The organism is Marinobacter sp. EhC06, from assembly GCF_001650915.1.
GTDB lineage: Bacteria > Pseudomonadota > Gammaproteobacteria > Pseudomonadales > Oleiphilaceae > Marinobacter.
The window spans coordinates 720,756-746,433 of record NZ_LXYO01000023.1 but is presented as its reverse complement, the minus strand read 5'-3'; the positions used below and the strand labels follow the sequence as shown (position 1 = coordinate 746,433).

Sequence of the window (25,678 nt, the reverse complement as noted above, 5' to 3'; positions counted from 1 at the left end):
GCGACGGTCAGACCTTCCTCTCAAACCAGCCGAGGCTGTCAGCCGTCGCCCCGCTGGGCCGGTATTCCGCGCTTACCCAGCCGTCATAACCCATGGCATCGATGGCCTCAAAAACATTCAAAAAGTTAATCTCCCCTGTGCCTGGCTCGTGCCGCCCGGGGTTATCGGCGAATTGAATGTGGCCAATCCAGGGCAACAGGCACTCCATTGAGCGCACCAGATCCCCTTCCATAATCTGCATGTGGTAGAGGTCATACTGCAGACGCAGGTTGTCTGCATCCACTTGCTCAATCAACGCGAGAACCTTGCCGGAGGTATCCAGCACGAAACCGGGCATGTCCACTCGAGAGTTAATGGCTTCCAGGCACAGAGTGATGCCCTCGTCCGCCAGCCTGGCCGCTGCCCAGCCGACATTGTCCACCAGCGTCTGCCAGGCAATGTCATCTGAAACATGATCTGGCTTCAGCCCTGCCAGGCAGTTCAACTGGCGGCACCCCAGAGCGCGGGCATAGTCAATCGCCTGATCCACCCCGGCCTGGAACTCTTCAACTCGGTCCGGCAGGCAAGCGATGCCCCTCTCACCGGCATCCCAGTTACCGGGTGGCAGGTTAAACAGCACCTGAGTCAGCTTGTTGTCGTTCAGAATCTGACTAAGCAGCTCTTTGGGATAGGCGTAGGGGAACAGATATTCCACCCCCTCAAAACCGGCGGCCCGGGCCATGGCAAACCGCTCCGGAAAGTCCACTTCCGTGAACAGCATGGACAGGTTAGCAGCAAAACGGGGCATGACGTGGTTACTCCTTCGGGCCGCGGCCAAGGGAGCCAAGCAGGGCACCGTTCAGGTGCTCCAGCTCCAGCAGCAGGCCACTGTGGTCGACATCACTGTGGCCATTGGCCACCAGCGACAGGTATTCATTGTGAGTCTGCTGGGCCAGGGGCAGGGTTAACCCTTCCGCACGGGCCTCATCCAGAATCATCCGCATGTCCTTGAGCTGAATCCGGGCTGGCGCACCGGGAGCAAAATCCCGGTCAATCATGCGCTGCCCATGCAGCTCGAGAATCCGGCTACCCGCAAATCCACCCAGCAACGCCTCCCGCACGGCCGCAGGATCCGCACCGCCTTTCGCGGCAAGTAGCAGCGCCTCGGACACGGCACCAATGGTGATTCCAACAATAGCCTGATTGGCCAACTTCGCCAGTTGCCCGGCGCCAACAGGCCCGATCCGCGTGCATTTGCCGAGCGCCTCGAACACCGGCCGGGCGCGATCCACATCCGCTTCCAAACCACCCGCCATGATACTCAGGCGGGCTTCAGCCGCACCCACAGTTCCCCCTGACACCGGCGCATCCACATACCCAGCGCCCCGCTCTGCAACCAACTCGCCATGGCGCCGGGCAACGGAAGGTTGAATTGAACTCATATCGATCACCAGCGCGCCCGGCTTCAGGGCATCAATCACGCCCTGAGCCACCAAGACCTGCTCCACCACATCGCTGTTCTCCAGCATGGTGATCACCACATCGGCACCGGCAACCGCCTCCGCCGGGGATTCGGCAATGGTCGCCTCCGATGAAAAGGACTCGCACTTGCTGGACGTGCGGTTCCACAGCGTCATTGGAAAACCCGCGTTCAGGAGGTTACGGGTCATGGGCGCGCCCATCAGGCCGATGCCAAGAAATGCGATATGAGGTTTAGTCGAGGTCATGTAAATTGGGCCTTACTCAAAGGTTCGGGACGCGCTTGGGCAGCCCCTCCCAAAACTGTGCGGAGCCAGGGATGGCGGAGCCCAAGCGCCACATGGATGTGCCGCAAGGAGCGTGTTTTGGGAGGGGCTGCCCAAGCGCGTCTCCCACAGAAATCAGATAGACGATTATACAAACAAAAACGCCACCAACCGGAACCGGTGGTGGCGTTTTAATCACGTAGCCGAAAAAGCTAGTCGATAACTCAGGCCGCCTCGGACATCTGCATGCGGATTTTCTTCATCGCATTCTTCTCAAGCTGCCGGATACGTTCCGCCGATACGCCGTACTTGTCCGCCAACTCATGCAGCGTGGATTTGCTCTCAGACAACCAGCGCTCCCGCAGAATATCCTGGCTGCGCTCATCCAGCTGCTCCAGAGCCTGCATCAGCCGGCCGTTGGAATCATCGGACCAGTCGGCGTTCTCAAGCTGGGTTGCCGGGTTGCTGCGAGTGTCTTCCAGATAATACGCAGGTGCCTGATAGGCGTTGTCGTCATCGTCATCCTGCGGACCGTCAAACGCCGTATCCTGGGAAGCCAGCCGGCCTTCCATCTCCCGGACAACCTTGGGCTCTACACCCAGATCCTCGGCAACAGCGTTCAGCTCGTCATGGCTCAGCCAGGCAAGCTTTTTCTTCTGGCTGCGCAGGTTAAAGAACAGTTTGCGCTGGGCCTTGGTAGTGGCCACTTTCACAATGCGCCAGTTGCGCAGGATAAATTCGTGAATCTCTGCCTTGATCCAGTGCACCGCAAAGGAAACAAGGCGCACGCCGTATTCCGGATTAAAGCGTTTAACCGCTTTCATCAGGCCAACGTTGCCTTCCTGAATCAGGTCGGCCTGTGCCAAACCATAACCCGAATAACTCCGGGCAATGTGAATCACAAAGCGCAGGTGAGACATAACCAGTTGACGGGCAGCTTCCACGTCGCCTTCGTAATGGAGCCGCTCTGCCAGCTCCCGCTCTTCATCCACTGTGAGCACCGGAATGCGGCTCGCAGCCTGAATATAAGACTCGAGATTCTGACCCGGAACCAGCCTATCAACCAGTTGTAAACTCGTACCCATGCTCTAACCTCCGAACCCAACGGCCCTTAAATATACCAACTACTCTTTAGACCGCCAAGAACCCTGAAAGTTCCCGAAATCTCCAGTAAAACGTTTTAAATCAACTGCCTGGAAATTTCACCGTGGCTTTACTGGCTCTTAACCTACGCCAGTAGAAGCTGTTTCTTCAATACGGTTTTCCCGCTATCCGGATCATCCCCCTCCGGCAATATCACCCGGCTCCATGTCATCCAGATGACGCTTCACCGCTACCCAGGCGCCCAGCCAGCCTAGCAGCATCGCAACAATTATCAACGCCAGGGCCCCATCAAACTGCAAACCGTCGAGGGAAAAATCACTCCGATACAGCCCTGCCAGCCGCTCTATGGGCCCACTGAGCCACCAGAGTGACAATTGCAATAATATAAGAGCAACAATCCCGCCACCGAGTCCGAACCAGGCGCCGGTGTACAGAAAGGGCCTGCGGACAAAGCTGTCTGTGCCACCGACCAGTTTCGCAACCAGAATTTCGTCCCGGCGGCTCTCAATCGAAAGACGCACGGTGTTGCCGATCACCAGCACAACTGCCGCAGCCAGCAGGATCGCCAGCGCCCAGACGGCACGGGCCAGAAGATCGGTCATGGCGTTCAGGCGCTGCAACCAACCCAGGTCTACCTGAACCCGCTCTACGCCTTCCATGCCCTCGATAAACCGCACCAACCCCTCCACACCCTCGGTGGAACGGGCGCCTTCCTCCGGGGTAATCAGCAGCGTATGTGGCAGCGGGTTATCTTCGAGATAATCCAGGGCATCTTCCAGGCCCGATGAGGCCCGGAACTCCGCCAGCGCCTGGTCCCGATCAACCAGCTCGACACCGGCCACCCGGCCGTCTCCGGCAATGTCATTGCCCAACACCCGGGCCCGCTCAAGCGGCACATCCAGCTCGATGTAGGCGGTCACCCGGGCACCGCTCTCCCAACCCGCGCTGACTCCCTGGAGGCTGGTCAGCAACAACAGCAATGCCACCGGCAAAGCCAGGGCAACCCCCATCACTGTCCACGTCATCAGGCTGGCCACCGGATTACGCCAGAGACGCCGGGCACTATCCTCGGCAACCTTGCGATGATGGGTGAAATAGCTTTCCGCCTGCTCGCGCCAGGGCGAACGGGCTTTGTTGGCACCCCGAGCTGGTTGTGACTTTTTGCGCGGATCAGCGGCCATTGGCACCTCCGCCAATAACCGAGGCGCCGCCGGTAACCAGACGGCCATGATCCAGCTTCAGCGTTCGCCGCCCCATCTCGTTAATCAGGGCAATATCGTGGGTTGCGATCAGTACGGTAACGCCCACCTGACTGAACTGCCCGAACAGATTCATGATGTCGGCAGACAGGGCCGGGTCCAGGTTACCTGTGGGCTCGTCTGCCAGCAGCACCGGGGGCTTGTTCACCACCGCCCTGGCAATACCCACGCGCTGCTGCTCCCCCCCGGAAAGCTGCATCGGGTTCATCTTTTCCTTCTGCAACAGCCCCACTTTGTCCAGGGCAGCACGCACACGCCGGCCCGTATCTCTGGGCGACGCACCCATGACTTCCAGAGGCATTGCCACGTTGTCGAAAACGGTGCGATCAAACAGCAGCTGGTGGTTCTGGAAGACCACCCCGATATGGCGCCGAATGTAGGGGATCTGACGGCGGGGCAGGCGGTTCAGGACCTGCCCGCCTACAACCACCGCGCCGGCACTGGGGCGCTCCATCACCATGATCAGCTTCAGCAGGGTACTTTTGCCGGCGCCGGAATGGCCGGTCAGAAACGCCAGCTCGCCGCGCTCCAGGCCAAAATTGACCTGACGCAGGGCGGTGTGATCACTGTCGTAACGCTTGGTGACCTGGCGAAACTCAATCATGGGCGGCTTCCACGCGGCTGGATTCCGGGCTACTCGTCAAATAGAGCATCCACAAAGGTTTCGGCATCAAAGCTGCGCAGGTCGTCCACCTGCTCGCCGACACCAATAAACCGGATGGGCAACTGCAACTGTCGGGCAATGGCAAACACAATACCGCCTTTGGCCGTGCCGTCCAGTTTCGTTAACGTAATGCCGCTCACACCGACGGCCTGCTGGAACACCTGGGCCTGGCTCAGGGCGTTCTGGCCGGTGCCCGCATCCAGCACCAGCATCACTTCGTGGGGAGCGGATTCGTCCAGCTTTTTCATCACCCGGACCACCTTCTCCAGCTCCTGCATCAGGTTGTCCTTGTTCTGCAGTCGGCCGGCGGTATCGGCAATCACAACATCAACGCCACGGGATTTGGCTGACTGGATGGCATCGAAAATAACCGAGGCGCTGTCAGCACCGGTGTGTTGCGCCACAACCGGCACGTTGTTGCGCTCACCCCAAACCTGCAACTGCTCGACCGCCGCGGCGCGGAAGGTATCGCCGGCGGCCAGCATGACTGATTTGCCTTCGTTCTGGAATTTCTTGGTGAGCTTACCGATGGTGGTGGTTTTACCCACCCCGTTTACACCCACCATGAGGATGACGTAAGGGGTCTTGCCGGAATCGATCTGCAGCGGTTTGGTCACGTCCTTCAGCAGCCCATGCAACTCATCCCTCAAGGCCTTGCGCAGGGCTTCCCCATCCTTGAGCTGATTGCGCTCGAGCTTGTCGGTGAGAGAATCAATGATTTCGGAGGTGGCGGTAACACCCACATCGGCCATCAGCAGCGTGGTTTCGATTTCCTCCAGCAGCTCCTCGTCAATTTTCTTGCTCAGGGAAAACAGGTCCGACAGGCCGCCGGTCAGGCTCGCCCGGGTCTTGCCCAACCCCTTTTTGATGCGCTCGAAAACGCTGACCTGTGGCTCGGGCTCCGGCGCTTTCTGCGGCTCTTCTGCCGGAGCGGGCTCGGGTGCCGGTTCCGGCTCAACCACCGGCTCTGGTTGCGGCTCGGCGGCGGGCGCTTCACTCTCGCCTTTTTCCGGCTCCGGAGCTGGCCCCTTGGCAACCTCTGGCTTGCGCTGTGGTACCGGCTTCGGGCGTGGCGCCCGGCTGCGGTTACCAGCGATATCCAGGACAAATACGAGCACAAGAAGGGCCAGAAGGCCGATTGAAATCCACTCTGCCGTCATAAAAGTCAATCCATCAGTCTGAATGGGCGGGACAAAGAAAGCCGGTATTCTAGCAGACTGTCCCGGTGAAGTGAGGGCCGCCCTGATTATCGCGCCGGACCAGGTTTCCGGTAAGATGCGCGTAGATACCCATAACCCAGCACAGCCCCGGAGCCGCGACCATGGCGCGCCGAAAACCCACAAGCCAGAGCCCTTCAAGAACCAACCCGCCCAATCGCGGTGCGGCTGGGGCGCGCAACAACACCGGTACCGGTGAACTGCGAATCATCGGCGGCGACTGGCGCAGCCGGAAACTGCGATTTCCGGATGCCGGCGGCGTGCGGCCAACCCCCGCCCGAACCCGGGAAACCCTGTTCAACTGGCTCGCCTTTCACCTCGCAGGCAGCGACTGCCTGGATCTGTTCGCCGGCTCCGGCGCGCTTGGGCTGGAGGCCCTGTCCAGAGGTGCCGCACGAGCAACCCTGGTGGATCACACCCCGGCCCTGGCGAAGGCGCTCAGGGACAACCTCAGGCTGCTGAAATCCGAAGGTGGTGAGGTGGTGTGCTCAGATGTGGAGAGCTATCTGCGCCAGAGAACCCGACCACCATTCGACATCGTGTTCATGGATCCGCCGTTCCGCCAGGGCTGGCTGGAAAAGCTGTTCCCACTGCTCAATGAGCAGGCCTGGATAAAGCCCGGCGGCTGGGTTTATGTGGAACACGAGAGCGAATTGCCGACCCCGGCAGTGCCTGCATCCTGGCAGCTGCATCGGCAAAAAAGCGCTGGCCAGGTGACCTACTCGCTGTTCCGGGTCATTTCCGGGCCAGAATGAAAAAAGGGTCAGATGAAAGCTTTCATCTGACCCCGTATTCACCGCCGAAGCAGGTTCAGGTCGATTCTATGCGCCGGATCAGGCCGAGGGTCTCAGCGAATACGCTCTGAGGTGCTCGGCAAACTCCTCGAGATACCGGATGCCGCTGGCTTCCGCCTCCCGACACCACTCCATCAGAGCATTCAGCTTGTCCTGGGGCTTGAGCCCACGCTGACGCCAAAGCGCCTGTAGCTCATGGCTCTTCTCGTAGATCTGGCGAAGCACCGCGTTACGTTCCAGCACAGACTCGAGAGTTTCCTTCTCCTTCGGATGAATAAGCGTAATCTCGCGGGAGAGCAGCTGCTTGAGCTTCCGATAACGGGGACGAATTTCATCATCCATCAGTGACTTCTGCTGGCGCAACACCGGTTCCATAACGCGCTTGCGGTACTGGCGCATGATGTCAAAGCGGTTATTGGCGATTGCCTGAACGGTTTCTACGTCCACCTCCAACTTGCCCGGTACATGGTGGGCAATCGGACGATAGCCCTTGGGCTTGGCCAGACCGAACAACTGGAACAGCCGGATGTAGCCCCAGCCGATATCCACTTCAAACCAGCGACGGGACAGCTTGGAGGAGTTCGGGTAGGTGTGGTGGTTGTTATGCAGCTCTTCACCGCCAATAAGAAGACCCAGTGGGCTGATGTTGCGGGCGTTGTCGGCACACTCGTAGTTCCGGTAACCCATCCAGTGACCAATGCCGTTAACCACGCCGGCAGCCCACACCGGGATCCACATCATCTGCACCGCCCAGATCCAGATGCCATGAACGCCGAACAATGCCAGGTTGATGACCGCCATCAACGCGATGCCCAGCATCTTGTATCGGCTGTAGACGTTCCGCTCTACCCAGTCTTCCGGGGTCCGCTGACCATAACGCTCAAGGGTTTCGGGAGTTGCCGACTCGGCATAGAGTTCGGCGCCCTGGAACAGTACCTTGCGAATACCCAACACTACCGGGCTGTGGGGATCTTCCTCGGTTTCGCACTTGGCGTGGTGTTTCCGGTGGATAGCCGTCCATTCCTTGGTATTCTGGGCGGTGGTGAGCCAGAGCCAGAACCGGAAAAAGTGTTTCAGGGCCGGATGCAGATCCAGCGAATTATGCGCCGAGTGGCGGTGCAGGTAGAGCGTTACACTGACAATCGTGACGTGTGTCATTCCGAGGGTTACCAGAATGAGCTGCATCCACGACAGGTCAAGAAGACCGTTAAACCACATAGAAAATCCTCAAAATCATTATCTTTGGCGCGAGGCCAACCTGCCAACTTTAGCGTACAGCTGTAAGCCACAACAACAGCATTTGGATGCAAAATTGTTACTGATTACACTTATGCGTTTTCTGTCGGAGACTCCCACACGTGCCCGAACTGCCTGAAGTAGAAACCACCCGCCGTGGCATTGCCCCTCACTGCGAGGGCGAAACCATTGTCCGTGTGACCGTGCGCAACGGCAGCCTGCGCTGGCCTGTTCCGACCGATCTTGGCGAGAAACTGGAAGGTCAGGTCATAAGAAGTATAGACCGACGGGCCAAGTATTTGTTCCTGAACATGGACCAGGGCACCGTGATTGTTCATTTGGGCATGTCCGGCAGCCTGCGCATTATCACCAACAATACGCCACCTCTGACCCACGACCATATCGACCTTGAGTTACAGTCAGGGGTCATCCTGCGATTCAACGATCCCCGTCGGTTTGGCTGCTGGCTCTGGGCCGACTCCGCCAGTGAGCACCCGCTGATCAGCCATCTTGGCCCCGAACCCCTTGCCCCGGAGTTCAACGGCGCCATGCTATTCCGGTTGTCCCGAGGCAAAAACACTCCGGTAAAGTCCTTCATTATGGACAACCATGTGGTGGTCGGGGTTGGAAACATCTATGCCAACGAAGCCCTGTTCAAATCGGGCATTCATCCCCGACGCAAAGCCGGGCGAATCAGCCTGGACCGCTATCACAGGCTGGCCGAGGCGATCCGAGAGACGCTCAGCGCCGCCATCCTGATGGGCGGAACTACGCTCAGGGACTTTGTGAACAGTGATGGGCAGCCCGGCTACTTTGCCCAGTCTCTGCTGGTATACGGTCGCGGCGGCCAGCCCTGCAAGGAATGTGAGACTTCGCTGAAAGAAATCCGGATGAATAACCGTGCAACGGTTTATTGCCCACGCTGCCAGCGTTGAATGCTTACGAGATGGCACATTCAGCAACGAAAAATCGTTTGAAAATGCGCAAATATGATTCATAGTTAACAGAGGATTAACGCCCAAGGTTTATAATGGGTTGGTATTTAGGGCCAAAAAGCTCAGGAGACAGTACGATGACCCGCAAGATTTCCCGCACTCTGGTGGCCACTGTGGCGGCCTGCCTGTTGGCATTCTCATCCCTCGGGCATGCCCAGGCCGTGGACGAAACCCCGTCAGCACTGGCCATGACCGGCGACGCGATTTTTGTTCGCCCGGCACTGCTGGCAACCACTATTGTGGGCAGCGCGGTCTACCTGGTATCCCTGCCCTTTTCACTGCTGGGCGGCAACGCCGATGAGGCTGGTGAAGTACTGGTGATGGGTCCTGCGAAGGCGACCTTCGTACGCTGTCTTGGCTGCACCCGCACTGGCAAGAAGCCCGAGACGGTTCAAACCAGCAACTGATCCGGCTCCACCGGACAAGCCTCCGTACTATCACGGCTTGCCCCAACGAGCGAACTCCGGCAGCCTGAAGAAAATTCTTCAGGCTGTTTTGCTCTATGGTTGACTGGTCTTCTCTTCACACAGTGTTCCTGGATATGGACGGAACACTGCTTGATCTGCATTTCGACAATCACTTCTGGCTCGAACACCTGCCAGCTCGCTATGCCGAGCACTACGACCTCCACCCCCAGGAAGCAAAAGATCGCCTGATCCCGATGATCATGGCTGAGCGTGGATCGCTGAACTGGTACTGCACCGACTACTGGAGCGAGCGGCTATCCCTGGACATCACCGGCCTGAAAGCAGAAGTGGGCGACCGGATTGGTTACCGGCCGCACGTCACCGATTTTCTGGACGCACTCAGGCAATCCGGACTCCAATCGGTGATTGTCACCAACTGCCACCCGGATCCCCTGGCCCTGAAGCTGCAGCGTACCGGCCTTGATACGCGGGTGGATGCCATTGTCTCCAGCCATCAGCTCGGCAAGCCCAAGGAAGACCCGTCTTTCTGGCACGATCTCCAGCGCCTGGCGCCCTATCGGGCTGAAAACACCCTGATGGTTGATGACAGCTTTCCGGTGCTGGAAAGTGCCCTTGCAGCCGGCATTGGCCAATGCCTTGCGGTACTGGCGCCGGACAGCCAGCAGGAAGCACGGCAGCGACACCCGGAAATCCCCTGTATCCATCACTTCGATGAAATTCTTCCAGCCCTTCGCCAACGCTCGCCCCTGCCATCCGGCCGATGACAGGGTTATAATTGGGGCACAAGCCCATCAGGTGAGGAGACATGACGGCATCAACCGCTGACGACCAACGTGTAAGACTCGATAAATGGCTCTGGGCCGCCCGATTCTACAAGACCCGCTCCCTGGCCAAGGAAGCGATCGAGGGTGGCAAGGTCCACTACAACAGCCAGAGATGCAAACCCGGCAGGCTGGTGGAAGCCGGCGCAAAGCTGACGTTGCGCCTGGGCTGGCAGGAAAAAATCATTATTGTTGATGACATCAGCGACCGGCGCCGGGGTGCACCCGAAGCCCAGAAGCTCTACCACGAAACCGAAGACAGCGTTAAGAAACGCGAGGAAATGGCCTGGCAACGTAAGACCATGCAGGCCGCGCAGCTTCCTCCGGCCAGAAGGCCCTCAAAGAAAGACCGCAGGGATATCCAGCGCTTTCGCGAACAGAACGGCCTCTGAACCCTTTTTACATCCCCGCCCTCAATCAACGTGCAACGACCGGCATTTAGCATTCAGGAGACACAACATGGCATCCCGCGACCAGTTCCAGCGCTTTATTTTCGAACACAGCCAGGTGCGGGGAGCCTGGGTACAACTGGCCGACAGCTATCAGGAAATTGGCAGCCAGGCGCCTTACCCGGACACCGTTCGGGAACTCCTCGGGGAAGCCCTGGTGGCAAGTATTCTGATGAGCAGCACTCTGAAGTTTGAGGGCACGCTGTCCGTTCAGGCCCAGGGAGAGGGTCCGTTGCGCACACTGATGGCCGAGTGCAGCCACGACCGACACATTCGTGGTTTGGCCCGTTTTGATGAGCATGCGGTCAGCGAAGACAGCTTCCACGATCTGCTCGGTGAGGGCCGTATGGCCATCACCATTACGCCTAACCGCGGCAACCGCTATCAGGGCGTGGTACCCCGCGATCAGGAGACACTCGGCGGCTGCCTTGAGGAATACTTTGATCGTTCGGAACAGATTCCCACCAGCCTGTTCCTGTTTGCCGATGAAAACGGCGCCGCCGGACTGATGCTCCAGCGCCTGCCGGGTGCAACGGAGGAAGACGAAGACCTCTGGGAGCGGGTAAACCATCTGGCCCGGACAGTGGAAGCCTCCGAGTTGCTGGAGCTGGACAGTGAAACCCTGCTTCATCGCCTGTTCCACGAGGAAACTGTGCGGCTGTTCGATGCCGAGCCGGTCGCCTTCCGGTGCAGCTGCTCCCGGGAGCGCACCCTCGGCGCCCTGGAAGCCATTGGCCGCGAAGAGTGCTACAGCATTCTGGAGGAACAGGGCTCCATCGAGATGGATTGCCAGTTCTGTCACGCTCACTATCGCTTCGATAGAAATGATATTGATCATCTTTTCACCGGTCATACGCTACACTAGAAGCACACTCGATTAGCCGGGAACCCGCTGATAGCAAGGCTTCCCGGGCAGTCGTTTTTTACCGGCGTCTCTGGCATAATAGCGCGCCTGAATTGACCCGATTGCTCAGATTTCCGTCAATTTTGGGGGGCGGCCTGAGCAATCACTAAGACATCCCGAGGGCGAGGTCGAAGTGAGCAACACTTATAATGATCTGAGTACAGCACGACTGGTCGAGGTGGCACTGGCGCGTGAGGAAGGCCAGCTGGCATCCAACGGTTCCCTGGTCGTAAAAACCGGTGACCGCACAGGCCGGTCTCCCAAGGACCGTTATATTGTCGAGGAGCCCAGCACCTCCGACGATATCCACTGGGGTCCGATCAACCGTCCTTTCGACGCTGAAAAATTCGACGCCCTCTGGGACCGTGTTGAAGCCTATATCGCCGAAAAAGACCAGTTCGTGTCTCACGTGCATGTCGGTTCCGACCCGGAACACTATCTGCCGGTTAAAATGACCACCGAGACCGCCTGGCAGAACCTGTTCGGCCGCAACCTGTTTATCCGCCCGGAAAGCTACAACCCGGCCGACAAGCAGGAATGGCAGATCCTGAACGCCGCCAACTTCGAGTGTGTGCCCGAGCGCGATGGCACCAACAGCAACGGCTGCGTGATGATCAACTTTGCCAAGCGCAAGGTTCTGCTGGCCGGCATGCACTACGCCGGCGAAATGAAAAAGGCCATGTTCTCGGTACAGAACTTCCTGCTGCCGGAAAAAGACGTGCTGCCCATGCACTGCTCCGCCAACGTCGGTGAAGACGGCGAGACCTGCCTGTTCTTCGGCCTGTCCGGCACCGGCAAGACCACCCTCTCCGCCGATCCGCACCGCTTCCTCATCGGTGACGACGAGCACGGCTGGGGCCCGGGCACCGTATTCAATATCGAAGGCGGCTGCTACGCCAAGTGCATCGATCTGTCCCAGAAAAACGAACCGATCATCTGGGACGCCATCCGCTTCGGTGCCATCGTAGAGAACGTGACGATCGACCCGGAAACCCGTGAGCCGGATTACACCGATGTGTCCCTCACCGAAAACTCCCGCTGCGCCTACCCGCTCGAGCATGTTGAAAAGCGTGTGATCGAGAACCGCGCCGGTGAGCCGTCCCACATCGTATTCCTGACCTGCGACATGACCGGCGTTCTGCCGCCCGTGTCCATCCTGAGCCGCGAAGGCGCCGCTTATCACTTCCTGAGTGGCTACACCGCGCTGGTCGGATCTACCGAAATGGGTTCTTCGTCCAAGTTGAAGTCCACGTTCTCCACCTGCTTCGGTGCGCCCTTCTTCCCGCGTCCGGCCGGTGTTTACGCTGAGCTTCTGATGAAGCGGATGGACGAGTTTGGCAGCAAGGTCTTCCTGGTCAACACCGGCTGGACCGGCGGTCCCTACGGCGAAGGTCAGCGGTTCAGCATTCCGACCACCCGTGCCATTATCGCGTCAATCCAGAACGGCGATCTGGACGACGTGGAAACCGAGCACCTGCCCACCCTGAACCTGGATGTGCCCAAGCATGTTCCGGGCGTGGATACCGAGCTGCTGAACCCGCGTAACACTTGGGTAAGCCCGGACTACTACGATGGCAAGGCCCAGGAACTGATTGCGCAGTTCGTCGAGAACTTCAAGAAGTTCGACGTGGCGGATTCTATCGTCGAAGCCGGTCCCAAGCTGAGCTGAGTCGATTCCTGCAAGTAAAAAAAGCGCCCTGCGAAAGCACGGCGCTTTTTTTGTATGATAGCCCAACACACTCTAGGAAACGGCTTCATGAAACAGCGTCTACGCCAGCTCTTTTCGTTTATTCTCAAACCACTGGAATCCGGAAAGGTTGGGCCCAGCTACAAAGATTCGCACCGCACCGTGCTGAATGTGGTGGGCATCCTGTTCCTCGTTCTGGCGACGGTGTCAGCGGCTATGCTCGTTTACACCGGTAAGGCAGGCGCCTTGATTCCCGTGCTTGTTTTCTTCGGTATTGGTGGCGTGTCGTTGGTCGTCGGGACGTTGGGCTCCGATGCCGCGGTGTCGAAGATGTGGGGCAATCGGTGAGCTGAACCGGTTCCAACAAGGAGGGTTATTCGTGGTGAAGCACTCATGGAAGTGAAGCGCAGTCTTCTCGATCAAGCCGCAGGCAAGCAGATCATAACGGACGAACAGGCTGACCAACTCTGGACGTTCCTCTCAGAACAGCAACAACAAACACCCTCTTTCCGTTTCACCCACATCCTCTATTACTTCGGCGGGCTGATTGCAATCGGGGCCATGAGCGTGTTCATGACCCTCTCGTGGGAAAGCCTTGGTGGATGGGGTCTGCTACTGATTGCCCTGATCTACGCCGGCGCAGGCCTGTGGCTCACCGAGTTTTTCCTGAAGCGGCTGGACCTGAAAATTCCTGCCGGGATCACTGCCACTTTTGTCGTTGTCCTTACTCCACTCGCGGTTTTCGGGTTTCAGGCCGGCATGGGCTGGTGGTCGGGGGGCCATGAATACCGGGACTTCCACCGCTACATCGACTGGAGCTGGTTATTCATGGAACTGGCAACACTGGCCTCAGGCGCAGTCATGCTCTGGCGCTACCGATTGCCCTTCCTTGTCATGCCGGTGGCCGTCACGCTCTGGTACATGAGTATGGATCTGGCTCCCTTCCTGTTTGGTGAGGAGTACGTTGCCTGGGAACTCAGGAAATGGGTCTCCCTGTGGTTCGGCCTCCTCATCGCCCTTTTGGCTTTCTGGGTGGATATCCGAAATCAGAGCAGCCGCGACTTTGCGTTCTGGTTATACATATTCGGTGTCACGGCTTTCTGGAGCGGACTTTCCCTGATGGAGTCTGAGAGCGAATGGAGCAAGCTGCTCTACTGCATGATGAATATTGCCATGATTTTCACCGGGGCCATTCTGGGCCGGCGGGTATTCGTGGTCTTCGGCGGCCTGGGAGTCGCCGGGTACCTTGGCTATCTTGCCTACGAGGTTTTCGAGAACAGCCTTCTGTTTCCAATTGCGCTCACGTTGATTGGTCTGGCGATCGTGTGGTTGGGCATTCTGTGGCAACGGCACGAACAGCGCGTTTCAGACCGGTTGCGACGCCTTCTTCCCGCACCGCTCAGGGAACTGATCGCGCGTCGCCATTAGATAGAGAGCCAACACCAAAACCTCAGGCGTAAAAAATAAGGGGTATGAAGGCCACCAACACCAGCGAAATCCCCATGGCAATCAGCGGCATGATGATACGCTCATGGCGCTGATAAAAAGTCCCCGTTTCCTGTTGCGCCGCCAGCACTTCCGACTCGCCAACCACCTGCCGGGTCAGCAGATGGTTCAGGGCTACCGGCGGGCTAAGGTAGCCAAGTTCAAATGCCACCAGGGTCACCATCCAGAAATGGATCGGATGAATCCCGCTGGAGTAGGCAATCGTAGCAACCGTGGCGGTTACCAGGATCACGGCACCGAATGCGTCCATGATCATGCCCAGGATCACCAGGATCACCACCATCAGCAGCATTGCCGACCAGGCACTGTCAAACGACTGTGGGAAAGCCTCCATCAGGTGGGCCCGCTCGATCACACCACCGATACTGACCGACAACCCCAGCAACAGCAACAGCGCGCCAATTTCCGCCGTCGTATCGTTGGTGGCGCCACGGAGACTTCGCTCCAGCCCCTGGTGGTTGATCTCCCCCGAGGCTTTTCCTTTCCGGTTTTTCAGGCTGATGTGCTCGTACACAAGGATTGCCAGCATGATCACAGGCAGCAGCCTTGGCGCCGAGAATTCATCCATGCTCACGTCGAGTGCCAAACGATAGAACAGCACCACGGCAGCGATTACCAGAACATAGGGAATCAAGGGTTTGAGCGCCTGCGTCATGGCCGGGAAGGCTTCGGCAGAAGGCGCCAGATTGAACTCACTCTGGCGGTTCACACTCAGGGCCACAATCGCGAACATGGTGGCGGTCAGCACGAAGACCCAGATGCCCCAGCCAAAGAGCTCATCAGTGGTGACTTCCCGGTTCAGATAAGCAATCACAACCACCAGCAGACAGGGCCGCAAGACCACACCCAGGGAACCGGACATGGCGGTCGCCGCCAGGGCCAGATGCCGCCGGGCACCGGCGGCACGCAACTCACTGTAGATGACGGCACCGGCCGCGATGACGAATATGCCCGAGGCACCGGTGTAGGCCGTGGGCACGGCAGCCACCAGAACCGCTACAACCGCCAGCATTTCCGGCGGCATGCGCCAGGGCCGGAAGACATTGAACACCAGCGTGGCCAGGCGGGTCTGCTTCAGCATCATGCCCACCCACACATACAGACCGACATTCAGGAACATGTCGGACAGTTCCATCATCTTGCCGAGATAGATACCAATCCCCGACGCGTGTCCGATCAGGGCAAAATAGGTGCCGGAGATCAGACACATCACGGTATAGAGCGGAACGGCCAGGAAGGCCTTGTTCAGGCTGCCGCCCTCCTCAAGATCATCAGGCACCCGGAAGAGCCGGTAGAGGCTGGCCAGCGTGAGGCAGGCGAAACCGATAATCCAGAAATTGTGCAGCAACAGCTCTTCGGAAGAGACCGCCGTGTCTGAACCCAGGCTGGATTGACGGAAGATTGCGCTCGAGCCCAGCAGCATGGCATTGGCGATGGTTTGAAGAGTGTGGGAGACGGTGTAATCCAGCCGGGTTTCCATGGCACGCATGGCGATGTGGTGGCGGGTCAGGGTCGCGGTCACCGCACACAGCATGACCAGGATCACCAGAATGAAACGCTGTGATTCCAGGCCAAACGCAATAAGGTCGGCAATGAACAGTTCAACGGCCCGGTAGGCTTTTACACCCGGCGTCAGCTGGTCCCTGAGATTCTCGAAATTCTGGTGGGCCTCGCGGCAGTCAGCAACCGCTCGTTCGATAGCAAGCCGGACGTCAGCCGGGTCTTTTTCCTCGGCCCCCAGCAACGCCGCCATCGGGTCATCCGTCTCGGCATCCGCCGCCATTTCTTCAGCAACCGCCGCGTCGATATCCCGGTTCGGGTCGCAGGTGGGCTGGACCGGATCCATCCGCAACTTGTAGTAGCCGCTCCAGAGTTGTTCACCTCCGCGCAACATCTGATTGTGGATGTCACTGCTCGTGGAGAAGATGACCACCGCCAGTAACAGCAGACAGGCCGGCAGTGATGAAAACCACTCCAGCCCGCTACGATGAAAACTGCCCTTCGACATAACTGATTACTCTGGGTAGGGAGTGGTTACAGCAGATCGTCCAGATCCATGGTTTCTACCTCTTCCTGCTGGTCATCCCAGAAGGTGCCGAGCTGGCCCATGGGCGTACGATGCCCGGTGTTCTCGACCCACAGACGATCAGACACCGCGACAATCATGTCGGTTGCCATGGCATCCACGAATCGCCAGTCCTCGTTGGCCGGAGTGTTCTGGACCGATTCAGCGTGCTCCCGAATCACGTCACGTACCATTGCCTCGTCCCCTTTGTTCAGGGCCGCGATGGCATGGAAGACGTAAGGCAGGCGTACACCGGCAGCATCACCCTGCTCGCCGGCAATAGCCAGCCGCTCAAAGGCATCCTCACCCTCGGGCTGGGCACCCGGTATCATCGCCCATACCGTTGCCCGCAAAGCCATGGGTGCGCCCCACCATTTTTCATTATCAAGACAGCTGGTGGCCCGGGCGGCAATGGAACCAACGTTGGCCGGCACCCCAATAGAGGAGGTGGACTGGATCTGGGCGTTCAGGGCCTGAAGGCCGGAGAGAAGACCGGCCATGTAGATAAACTCGTCCATGTCGTCATCGAAATCCGGGCATTCGCCATTGGCAGGATTTCCGTAATGGGCATTGTGGTGCTGCCAGGCGTTGTAATAACGCCGGGCAGCCACGCTGTGGGCCCGCTTCTGGCGGATCATGGCATCTTCGGCCGCATTCCCGTTCATGGCATGCAGAGCGGCAAGGGCGGCCAACTCATGTTCCCTGGCCTCTTCCTCTGCACAGCCGCCAGCTGACAGATAAAGCATCACCGCCAGCTGGTCCGGCTCATTGGTGACTCGCCCGAAGGACATCAGCAATGGTGCAGTCGCCTCGCTCATGGCGCACCCCATGGCCAGGTCATTGCTCTCCATCAGAAACGGCACCGTGTGATCCCTGGAGAAACCCTGCATCACATCCCCGGTGGTCTTGTACATCACGTGATTCACCGCACCACAGCCACTCAGGACTACACTGGCCATAAAAGCCGCCATGAGGTTACGTACACGGCACATGGAAAAAAGCGCCTTGCGGGAGGGATTCCGGAAATGGGTCATACCTTCTTCACCTTTTCGTTTTTTGTTCTGATGCAGTCTTGCTGCGATGCCACGGGTCAGACTCCGGCAGACAAACCGGTTTGTTACAGACTGTAACCAGGCACGCATTATGGCCCACGAGCCCCGGTTTTTATGCGACCGATGCCGCAAATGACGCTAAATTAAACACACCATTGCCGCCCCGGGGTTTGCACAATGAGTCAGGAGCCACTATAGATTGGAGCAACCGTGAGTCGTTGTGATTCCGGCCAGGACAGAGACTGAAACAACAGAAATACAATAAAAGGAGTATCCGATGCGCAAACCTGAACTCGCCGCGGCCATTGCCGACCGCACCGGCCTGACCCGTGACAAGGCCAGCGAAGTGATTACCGCGTTTACCGACCAGGTGTCTGCCGCTGCCTCCCGGGGCGAAGATGTCACCCTGATCGGCTTTGGCACCTTCAATATCCGCAGTCGCGAGGCGCGAGACGGACGCAACCCACAAACCGGCGAGACCATTCGCATCCCTGCCAGCAAGACCGTCGGCTTCAAGGCCGGGAAGGCTCTTAAAGACGAAATCCGCTAGTCAGGCAAAGGCCCGCGACGCGGGCCTGATCAACTCCTGCCTCAGGTTCCGGCGACGGAGGCACACTCGGAGCGGGTGGCATCTACCCGGCACCGAATCGCTTTCATCAACTTGATAGCCCGCTCATCGTAAACACCGTCCTCCAGTAACGACAGCCGCACCTTGCGCAGCATCTTGTCGTACTCGGCGGTATCCTCCCGGGGCAGCTCCATCCAGACTTCTTCAGGAATCTCCGCCTCTGCCTGGGCGATGATTTCATAAGCCTCGTCAATGCGTTTTATCGCCTGGTCCCGGACCATCTGGCCGGCGGAATCCGGGAACCGGTCCCGGTGGATGATCACCTGGAAGTTCATGTACCCCAGGGCATATTTGACCACTGCACCGTTTGGCTGAACGCCCTTGTACAGTTCCAGCGGGGTGTAGGCGACGGCCGGAGCATAAGCCAGGTCAACGCTGCCGTTATTGAACTTGCCGGCAAAATTGGCGGAATTGGAACCCACCACGGATGCACCCACATGGCGAACCATCCGGACGGATGCCTGATCGTAGTCCAGGGTAGCAATCCGTTTGCCCTGCAGCTTCTCGACCGAATCGATACTGCGGTCACGGGTGTGCAGGTAAATGGCTCCCCCCGGGAACACACCGGCCACTTCGTAGGGGCCATCAATCAGGAATGGCCGGGCCTTGGGTTGGCTCAGGGTGTTATATAGCAGCCGCATTTCCTCTTCGCCTGGTACCGCGCCCATGGCTTCAAGGCTGCCAGTGAATTTATTGAATTCCCGAGCACGGGTGCCGGTAAGCAGAACGGCATCACACTGCCCCGCCTTGAAATCCTCGGCGGCCACCTTCTCATCGGTGTAGGCGCGAAGGTCCAGCTTGATGCCGTTCTTCAGGGCAACCGGCTGGAAGGTCTTGGTGATGGCAAACAGAGGACCATTGGCACCAACCGGGTCAAAAACGCAAAAACTGCGTTCCAGAGGCTCGTTCTGTGCCTGTGCCTGACCCATTGAGGGCAAGATCAGACTGGCACAGAGGGCAGCCGCCATGGCTACCCGCTGGGGGAGGTTTGCTGATTTCACGGGATGACTCCTGGTTATTATTGTCGGGCGCCGGTCTGATTAAAGCTACCGGCCAGGCCACGCTTTCCTTGGTCGACCATAGGGCGACGGCTACAAGAATACGTTGGCACAGGTGCCTGCCATCAAGGGTTTTTCAGCAATAGGGGGAGATTCTGTGATGGTGTCGACAGAGGTTTCGTAACCTCTGCCGCACTTTCAGTCCGTATGACAAGATCAGATCACGGCCTGGGACCAGGCCTTCCGACCCTCACTGAGGGTGAGACGGATGACACCCGGCAATTCGCGGTCGGTCACCGGTGCATGACGACCGGCTGAAACCAGTGTTTTCGAATTCGGCGTCCAGAATGCATCGGGATCGAACAGGCAAATATCGGCCGTTTCCCCCTCAGCCAGACGAGCCGTCCGGCCAAGCACGGAGGCCGGGCCGGTGGTCAGCGCCCGGATCAGGTCAGGCAGCGCCAGTTCATTCATTTCCACCAGCTCAAGACCCAGCGACAACACACTCTCGATGCTGGACAAGCCAGGCTCAGTGGCCGCCATGGGCGCCTGCTTGGCAGCAGTATCATGGGGCTGATGCTGGCTGACGATGGCGTCAATAATGCCTTCCCGGACGCCAGCAATCAGGGCCTTGCGATCGCTCTCGCCGCGCAGTGGCGGCCGAACATGGAAGCGGCTGTCAAACCCCGCCAGGGCGTCCTCGGTGAACACCAACTGGTGCATAGCCACATCGGCAGTTACTGCAATACCGCGGCTGCGGGCATCGGCCAGCATTTCAACACTGCGACCGCAAGAGAGCTGGCTCAGGTGCAAACGAACCCCGGTTTCCTCCGCCAGCAACAGCATTTCCATCACCGCGGCGGTTTCCGCCACTTCCGGAATCCCCAGCAAACCCAGCCGCGAGGTCACCAGCCCGTCGTGGGCGTAGCCGTCGGCGGCCAGGGCCTGGTTCTCGGGGCTGAACATCACCGTCAAGCCAAAGGTCTGGGCGTAGGCCATGCACCGGCGCAAAATGCGGGCATTGCGCACACCCCGGGAGCCATTACCGACTGCGACACAGCCAGCTGAAGCCAGACCGGCCATGTCGCTGAGCAGATCGCCCTCAAGACCCCGGGTAATCGCACCAATGGGCAAAACCCGGATGGGCGAACGGCTGGCAGCACCGTCACGGATCAGGTGGGTGACCGCACTGGAATCGTTTACCGGGGAGGTTTCCGGTGAGGCGCATACCGTGGTGAAACCGCCATGGGCCGCCGCCAGTGTCTCGGAAGCGATATTACCTTTCTGGCCATTGCCCGGCTCACGGAGGTTACAGCACAGATCCACAAACCCCGGTGTGATCACGCTGTTTTCTGCGCTGATGGTCTCGTCGGCCGTTTCCCGGGCAGCGGCCTCGCCCACCGCGGCAATGCGGCCATCCCGAATCAGCAGTGCGGTATTTTCCTGCTCCGCACCCTGACCATCGAACAGTCGGCCTCCGGTGATCTTCAGACTGATTCCGGACGTGTTCACACTGCTCATGCCTGGCCCCTCTCACTCAATTTCTGCTGCCGTTCGGAAACCTGACCACCCATGGCCATCGACATAACCGCCATCCGGATGGCAATGCCGTTGGTCACCTGGTTCAGGATTACCGATTGCGGCCCGTCGGCCACTGCGGATTCGATTTCAACGCCCCGGTTGATTGGCCCCGGGTGCATAACGATGCACTCCGGGTGAGCCAGCGCCAGCTTCTGCTGGTTCAGGCCGTATAACCGGTAAAACTCCCGCTCGCTGGGCAACAATGCCCCTTCCATCCGCTCTTTCTGGAGTCGCAGCATGATGACCACATCCAGATCCTTCATCCCGCGGGTCATGTCGTATTCCACCGTGCAGCCGAGGCTTTCCACGTCTTTGGGAAGCAGGGTACCCGGGGCAATAACACGAACTTCTTCCGCGCCCAACTCGTTCAGGGCGCGAATCTGGGACCGCGCTACCCTCGAGTGCAGCACATCACCGACGATGGCGACTTTCAGTCCCTCGAACTGTCCCTTGTGCTGGCGAATGGTGAGCATATCCAGCATGGCCTGGGTCGGGTGCGCATGACGGCCGTCACCGGCGTTGATGATGGCGACGCCGGGCGTCACGCTCTCGGCAATGAAATGCGGCGCACCACTCTGGGAGTGACGGACCACAAACATGTCGCTGGCCATGGCTTCGAGGTTCAGCAGGGTGTCCGAGAGGGATTCGCCCTTGGAGGTGGCCGAGGTGCTGATATCCAGGTTAAGCACATCCGCAGAGAGGCGCTTGGCCGCCAGCTCAAAGGTACTGCGGGTTCGGGTGCTGGACTCGAAAAACAGGTTTACCACGGTTCGCCCGCGAAGCAGTGGCACTTTCTTGATGGTTCGCTCACCGACCTCGATAAAGGAGTCCGCAGTGTCCAGGATGTCGGTCAGCAGCGCCCGATCCAGACCGTCGAGAGTGAGAAAATGCCGCAACTGACCATCCCGGGTCAGCTGCAAGTGGTGCGGGGAAGAGTCGTTAGCGGTCATGGGTCGCCTGTTATCCGATTCGGAGGTTTATTGTCCGGCTTCCTGAAGCTCGATACGGAGCGGGTCGGGGCCACGCAGTTTGACACGTTGATGGGATTCCAGCGCCATTGTCTTGCCAGCCACATCCGGCTGGATGGGCAGTTCCCGGGCACCGAGGTCAATCAGGGTGGCCAGTATGATACTGGCTGGACGGCCATAATCGAAGATCTCATTCATGGCGGCGCGGATGGTCCGGCCGCTCATGATGACATCGTCAATCAGGATGATGTCCCGGCCTTCGGTATCGAATGGCAGGCTTGAAGGTTTGACCCGGGGGTTCAGGCCGATGCGGCTGAAATCATCGCGGTAGAAGGAAATGTCCAGTTCGCCGAATGGCTCTTCGATACCCAGGCGCTTGCTGAGCACATCCGCCAGCCAGACACCACCCGTCCTGATACCGATCAGAACCGGTGATTCCACGCCCCGTTGCTCAAGCGCCTGACGCAGCCCGGATTCCATCTGGTCAAGCAACTGATCAATATCAAGCAATGCCGTCATTCAGTCCTCACTGTCTTAAAAGCCAGCCTGCGTCACGCGCCGGCATCATTTTCCCGCTGACCAAACCAGGTTTCCAGTATCAGCACGGCGGCCCGATCATCCACCCCGTGACGGCCAAAATCACGACTGCCTCCGGCGGCCATCACCTCACCCTTGGCCTCGAAGCTGGTGAGCCGCTCATCCACCATCTCGACCGGCACATGGTAGCGACCATGCAGACGCTTGCCGAACTTGCGGGCCCGGGCACACATGTCGTTCTCGGTGTCGTCCATATTGAGCGGCAGGCCAACCACCACCAGATCCGGGCGCCACTCCTCGAGCAGGGATTCAATCTGTTGCCAGTCCGGGATACCGTCACGGGCCGGAATCAGCGCCACTGGCTGCCCGGTGCCCAGCAACTCCTGGCCGACCGCTACGCCAATACGGCGGGTACCAAAATCGAACGCCATGACGCGACGGCTGGCCGGTTCAGGCATGACCGACCGATTCGCTGAGCTGATTGAGATCAATGCCGATCAGCTGCAACACCGCCTTGTAGCGCTCTTCCCAGGGAGTACGGAACAGGATGTCAGTGGTGGCAGGACAAGTCAGCCATGCATTACTGCCCAGCTCTTCTTCCAGCTGCCCCTCGCTCCAGCCGGAGTAGCCAAGGGCTACCAGGTATTCATCTGGGCCCTCAGCGCGGCCAATGCCGGCCAATACGTCGCGGGAAGTGGTCAACAGAACATCTTCGGTGACCTTGGCCGTATTCTGCCAGCTGGTTCCGGGCGGGTGCAGCACAAAGCCCCTTTCCGGCTGCACCGGACCACCGCTGAATACCGGCAGATCCAGTTCGCCTCCTGGCAGGTCCAGTTGTTCCAGAATTTCACCAAGGTGGATGTCCAGCGGCTGATTGATCATTAACCCCAGGGCACCGTCGTCGGAATGCTCGCAAATATAGATCACGCCACCATGGAAACGCGGATCAGCGAGATAGGGCGATGCCACCAGGAACTGGTGGCGCAAACTATGGGGAGAGTGTTTTGATGCTGTCATCCGGATGTCAGCCCCCGACGCTGGAAGGACCAGGTACGTATGATTTCGAGTTCGTCCACCTCTTGCCGCATTTCGTCCGGAAATGGTGCAAAAGGCGCGGCCATCCTGACTATGCGTATGGCAGCGTCATCCAGCACGGTACTACCGGAAGACTGCAGGATAGCCACCTCTTTTATGGTGCCGTCCTTCTTCAGGGACACCAGCAACCTCAGTGTGCCATAGATTCCGGCATTGCGCGCCTCGGTTGGGTAATTGATATTGCCCACCCGGGTTACCTTGCTGACCCAGTTCTGGACATACCAGGCGTTGCTGGACTTGAGCGTAGAGGCAGCGGTAACACGCATCACCCTGGGCTTGCGGGCATAGGCCTGCTGCTGGGCATCGAAGCGCGCCTCCAGGCTGGCAATTTCGAGGCTGCGTTCCATCAGGCTCTTTTTCTCCCGCACCGGCAGAGGTTCCTCTTCCGGCCTGGTGTGCTCCTCAGGCTGCTGAACCTTCTGACTGGACGAACTCTCGGTCTGCACCACCTGTTTTTCCTGGCGCGGCTGCGGCTCGGTCTGGGACGGCGGCTCCGGCTGGACCTGAGCCACCTCAGGCTGGCTGACCTCTGCCGGTTGGGGCGTGGTCATTTCCCGAGCCTCTTCCTGGGTGCCGCTGCCTTTCTGACTGGTCTGGGCCAGAAAGTCCGCTTTCTCCGGGGCTTCTTCGTCGTCAAACTGGGACAGGGTGATTTCCATGGTCTGGGCCGAGGAACGGGGTGGCTCAGGCGCAAAGGTAATTCCCAGCACCACGATGGCATGCACCGCCAGTGCCATGAAAAGGGTGAAGGAAAACCGGTCGAAGTCGCTTACCTGAACTGCCATTCCTGATACGGATCCTGTCGTTAAACCTGCCCGGTCACCATTACCGGATTATGCCTGGCCCAGGCGTTTTGCAATTGCGTCCATTAACAGACCACCAATATCGATCCCGAACGCCGCATCGAGTTCCCGGATGCAGGTCGGGCTGGTGACATTGATTTCGGTCAGATAATCACCGATCACGTCCAGGCCGACAAAAATGAGGCCTTTCTCTTTAATCACCGGCGCAACCCGCTCGCAGATTTCCCGATCCCGGGCCGTCAGCTCCCGGCCCTCACCCCGGCCGCCGGCGGCAAGGTTGCCCCGATTCTCTCCGTGGGACGGTATTCTGGCAAGGGAATAGGGTACCGGCTCACCATCGATCAGCAGAATACGCTTGTCGCCATCGCTGATTTCCGGAATGTACTTCTGGGCCATGGCCTGGTGGGCGCCATAATTGGTGAGGGTTTCGATGATGACACCCAGGTTGAAATCATTTTCCCGGATCCGGAAGATCGAATGGCCACCCATCCCGTCCACCGGCTTCATGATCACATCGCCGTGTTTGGCATAGAACTCGCGGAAACGGCTTGCCGAGCGGCTGACCAACAGCGGTGGCGTAAGGTCCTCGAACTGGGTGGCAAAGAGTTTCTCGTTGCAGTCGCGAAGCGTGGATGCCGGATTGACCACCAGCGCGCCCTGCTGCTCGGCCGCCTCCAGTATATAGGTGGCCATCAGGAATTCCCGATCTACCGGCGGATCCTTGCGCATGAGGATGACATCCAGGTCGCCCAGCGCCCGGTCCTGGCTCGGGCCAAAGCTGTACCAGTTCTCGGGATCCATGTGGACGGTCAGGTCGCGGGTATGTGCCATGGCCCGGCCGCCATCGAGATACATATCCGGCAGCTCCATGTACTCGATTTCCCAACCACGCTTCTGGGCAGCCAGCAACATGGCCAGTGAGCTGTCTTTCTTGAAGTGGATATCTTCAATCGGATCCATCACGATCCCGAGTCTGACGGTCATGGGCGTTCCTGCACTCCTGAGGGTTAAAAACACGAACCGGTCTGCAGAGCGGACCGGGCATTAAGTGCTATGCTGTGAAATCAGATGGTATTGTACCCGAGCTGCAAATGCATCCGGAGAAATCCTCAGTCAGTTACGTGACGTTGCGGGCAGAAGTACATTTGGTCACAAACTAATAC

General features: G+C 58.8%; 27 protein-coding genes. 10 read left to right on the top strand and 17 right to left on the bottom strand.

Annotation, left to right across the window (positions count from 1 at the left end; genetic code table 11):
- Positions 1 to 7: 7 nt before the first annotated feature.
- The 6 genes from hyi to ftsY form a co-directional block, all read right to left on the bottom strand.
- The gene (gene hyi, locus A8B84_RS13295) at positions 8 to 787 is read right to left on the bottom strand and encodes a hydroxypyruvate isomerase (protein WP_064229623.1); all 780 of its coding nucleotides are present in this window, start codon (positions 785 to 787) and stop codon (positions 8 to 10) included.
- A gap of 7 nt (positions 788 to 794) precedes the next feature.
- On the bottom strand, positions 795 to 1,706 hold the full coding sequence (locus A8B84_RS13290) for an NAD(P)-dependent oxidoreductase (RefSeq protein WP_064229622.1): 912 nt from the start codon (positions 1,704 to 1,706) through the stop codon (positions 795 to 797).
- Between the two features lie 242 nt (positions 1,707 to 1,948).
- Positions 1,949 to 2,809, bottom strand: a complete 861-nt coding sequence (gene rpoH, locus A8B84_RS13285; protein ID WP_064229621.1) for an RNA polymerase sigma factor RpoH — start codon at positions 2,807 to 2,809, stop codon at positions 1,949 to 1,951.
- Between the two features lie 192 nt (positions 2,810 to 3,001).
- Positions 3,002 to 4,009, bottom strand: a complete 1,008-nt coding sequence (gene ftsX / locus A8B84_RS13280) for a permease-like cell division protein FtsX (protein WP_064229620.1) — start codon at positions 4,007 to 4,009, stop codon at positions 3,002 to 3,004.
- Positions 3,999 to 4,691 carry a cell division ATP-binding protein FtsE gene (ftsE, locus tag A8B84_RS13275; RefSeq protein WP_064229619.1) on the bottom strand — a complete coding sequence of 231 codons (693 nt, stop codon included), beginning with the start codon at positions 4,689 to 4,691 and terminating at the stop codon, positions 3,999 to 4,001. The genes ftsX and ftsE overlap by 11 nt, the downstream gene beginning before the upstream one ends.
- Positions 4,692 to 4,720: 29 nt before the next feature.
- Positions 4,721 to 5,911, bottom strand: a complete 1,191-nt coding sequence (ftsY, locus tag A8B84_RS13270; RefSeq protein ID WP_064229618.1) for a signal recognition particle-docking protein FtsY — start codon at positions 5,909 to 5,911, stop codon at positions 4,721 to 4,723.
- 161 nt (positions 5,912 to 6,072) lie between these two features.
- On the opposite strand from ftsY, the gene rsmD reads away from it, so the two are divergent.
- Complete coding sequence (rsmD, locus tag A8B84_RS13265; RefSeq protein WP_064229617.1) at positions 6,073 to 6,723, top strand: 16S rRNA (guanine(966)-N(2))-methyltransferase RsmD; 651 nt, start codon at positions 6,073 to 6,075, stop codon at positions 6,721 to 6,723.
- 78 nt (positions 6,724 to 6,801) lie between these two features.
- On the opposite strand, the gene A8B84_RS13260 is transcribed toward rsmD, so the two are convergent.
- Entirely contained in the window at positions 6,802 to 7,980 is a 1,179-nt protein-coding gene (locus tag A8B84_RS13260; protein WP_064229616.1) for a fatty acid desaturase, read from the bottom strand.
- Positions 7,981 to 8,120: 140 nt separating this feature from the next.
- On the opposite strand from A8B84_RS13260, the gene mutM reads away from it, so the two are divergent.
- The 8 genes from mutM (at position 8,121) to A8B84_RS13220 (ending at position 14,710) form a co-directional block, all read left to right on the top strand.
- Positions 8,121 to 8,933, top strand: coding sequence for a bifunctional DNA-formamidopyrimidine glycosylase/DNA-(apurinic or apyrimidinic site) lyase (mutM, locus tag A8B84_RS13255; protein ID WP_064229615.1), 813 nt, complete (start codon positions 8,121 to 8,123; stop codon positions 8,931 to 8,933).
- 137 nt (positions 8,934 to 9,070) lie between these two features.
- A complete protein-coding gene (locus A8B84_RS13250; RefSeq protein ID WP_008175672.1) occupies positions 9,071 to 9,400 on the top strand; it encodes a hypothetical protein in 330 nt (109 codons plus the stop codon).
- Between the two features lie 95 nt (positions 9,401 to 9,495).
- Positions 9,496 to 10,185 carry a GMP/IMP nucleotidase gene (yrfG, locus tag A8B84_RS13245; protein WP_064229614.1) on the top strand — a complete coding sequence of 230 codons (690 nt, stop codon included), beginning with the start codon at positions 9,496 to 9,498 and terminating at the stop codon, positions 10,183 to 10,185.
- Between the two features lie 41 nt (positions 10,186 to 10,226).
- On the top strand, positions 10,227 to 10,634 hold the full coding sequence (gene hslR, locus A8B84_RS13240; protein ID WP_008175667.1) for a ribosome-associated heat shock protein Hsp15: 408 nt from the start codon (positions 10,227 to 10,229) through the stop codon (positions 10,632 to 10,634).
- Positions 10,635 to 10,701: 67 nt separating this feature from the next.
- Positions 10,702 to 11,556, top strand: coding sequence for an Hsp33 family molecular chaperone HslO (gene hslO / locus A8B84_RS13235; protein ID WP_064229613.1), 855 nt, complete (start codon positions 10,702 to 10,704; stop codon positions 11,554 to 11,556).
- Positions 11,557 to 11,728: 172 nt separating this feature from the next.
- Complete coding sequence (locus tag A8B84_RS13230) at positions 11,729 to 13,264, top strand: phosphoenolpyruvate carboxykinase (RefSeq protein WP_064229612.1); 1,536 nt, start codon at positions 11,729 to 11,731, stop codon at positions 13,262 to 13,264.
- An 87-nt stretch (positions 13,265 to 13,351) separates the two neighbouring features.
- A complete protein-coding gene (locus A8B84_RS13225; RefSeq protein ID WP_064229611.1) occupies positions 13,352 to 13,630 on the top strand; it encodes a hypothetical protein in 279 nt (92 codons plus the stop codon).
- 45 nt (positions 13,631 to 13,675) lie between these two features.
- Positions 13,676 to 14,710: a hypothetical protein gene (locus A8B84_RS13220; protein WP_064229610.1), complete on the top strand. Its 1,035-nt coding sequence runs from the start codon at positions 13,676 to 13,678 to the stop codon at positions 14,708 to 14,710.
- A gap of 22 nt (positions 14,711 to 14,732) precedes the next feature.
- Here the strand turns inward: A8B84_RS13220 and A8B84_RS13215 are convergent, their stop codons facing one another.
- Together A8B84_RS13215 and A8B84_RS13210 are read right to left on the bottom strand one after the other, a co-directional pair.
- Positions 14,733 to 16,796, bottom strand: a complete 2,064-nt coding sequence (locus A8B84_RS13215; RefSeq protein WP_064229609.1) for a TRAP transporter large permease subunit — start codon at positions 16,794 to 16,796, stop codon at positions 14,733 to 14,735.
- A gap of 26 nt (positions 16,797 to 16,822) precedes the next feature.
- Positions 16,823 to 17,887 carry a hypothetical protein gene (locus A8B84_RS13210; protein WP_064230102.1) on the bottom strand — a complete coding sequence of 355 codons (1,065 nt, stop codon included), beginning with the start codon at positions 17,885 to 17,887 and terminating at the stop codon, positions 16,823 to 16,825.
- Between the two features lie 295 nt (positions 17,888 to 18,182).
- Here A8B84_RS13210 and A8B84_RS13205 point away from each other — a divergent pair, with 295 nt between their 5' ends.
- Complete coding sequence (locus A8B84_RS13205; protein WP_064229608.1) at positions 18,183 to 18,455, top strand: HU family DNA-binding protein; 273 nt, start codon at positions 18,183 to 18,185, stop codon at positions 18,453 to 18,455.
- A gap of 41 nt (positions 18,456 to 18,496) precedes the next feature.
- On the opposite strand, the gene A8B84_RS13200 is transcribed toward A8B84_RS13205, so the two are convergent.
- The 8 genes from A8B84_RS13200 to gshB all read right to left on the bottom strand — a co-directional run bounded on the left by A8B84_RS13200 (position 18,497) and on the right by gshB (position 25,499).
- Positions 18,497 to 19,462 carry a putative solute-binding protein gene (locus A8B84_RS13200; protein WP_227715775.1) on the bottom strand — a complete coding sequence of 322 codons (966 nt, stop codon included), beginning with the start codon at positions 19,460 to 19,462 and terminating at the stop codon, positions 18,497 to 18,499.
- 285 nt (positions 19,463 to 19,747) lie between these two features.
- Positions 19,748 to 21,052 carry a dihydroorotase gene (locus tag A8B84_RS13195; RefSeq protein ID WP_064229606.1) on the bottom strand — a complete coding sequence of 435 codons (1,305 nt, stop codon included), beginning with the start codon at positions 21,050 to 21,052 and terminating at the stop codon, positions 19,748 to 19,750.
- On the bottom strand, positions 21,049 to 22,062 hold the full coding sequence (locus tag A8B84_RS13190; RefSeq protein WP_064229605.1) for an aspartate carbamoyltransferase catalytic subunit: 1,014 nt from the start codon (positions 22,060 to 22,062) through the stop codon (positions 21,049 to 21,051). The genes A8B84_RS13195 and A8B84_RS13190 overlap by 4 nt, the downstream gene beginning before the upstream one ends.
- A gap of 27 nt (positions 22,063 to 22,089) precedes the next feature.
- Complete coding sequence (pyrR, locus tag A8B84_RS13185; RefSeq protein ID WP_064229604.1) at positions 22,090 to 22,599, bottom strand: bifunctional pyr operon transcriptional regulator/uracil phosphoribosyltransferase PyrR; 510 nt, start codon at positions 22,597 to 22,599, stop codon at positions 22,090 to 22,092.
- Between the two features lie 32 nt (positions 22,600 to 22,631).
- Complete coding sequence (ruvX, locus tag A8B84_RS13180; protein ID WP_064229603.1) at positions 22,632 to 23,075, bottom strand: Holliday junction resolvase RuvX; 444 nt, start codon at positions 23,073 to 23,075, stop codon at positions 22,632 to 22,634.
- Positions 23,068 to 23,634, bottom strand: a complete 567-nt coding sequence (locus A8B84_RS13175; RefSeq protein ID WP_064229602.1) for a YqgE/AlgH family protein — start codon at positions 23,632 to 23,634, stop codon at positions 23,068 to 23,070. Before A8B84_RS13175 ends, ruvX begins: the two co-directional genes overlap by 8 nt.
- The gene (locus A8B84_RS13170; RefSeq protein WP_064229601.1) at positions 23,631 to 24,497 is read right to left on the bottom strand and encodes an energy transducer TonB; all 867 of its coding nucleotides are present in this window, start codon (positions 24,495 to 24,497) and stop codon (positions 23,631 to 23,633) included. Before A8B84_RS13170 ends, A8B84_RS13175 begins: the two co-directional genes overlap by 4 nt.
- Positions 24,498 to 24,545: 48 nt before the next feature.
- Positions 24,546 to 25,499, bottom strand: a complete 954-nt coding sequence (gshB, locus tag A8B84_RS13165; protein WP_082905159.1) for a glutathione synthase — start codon at positions 25,497 to 25,499, stop codon at positions 24,546 to 24,548.
- Positions 25,500 to 25,678 lie beyond the last annotated feature (179 nt).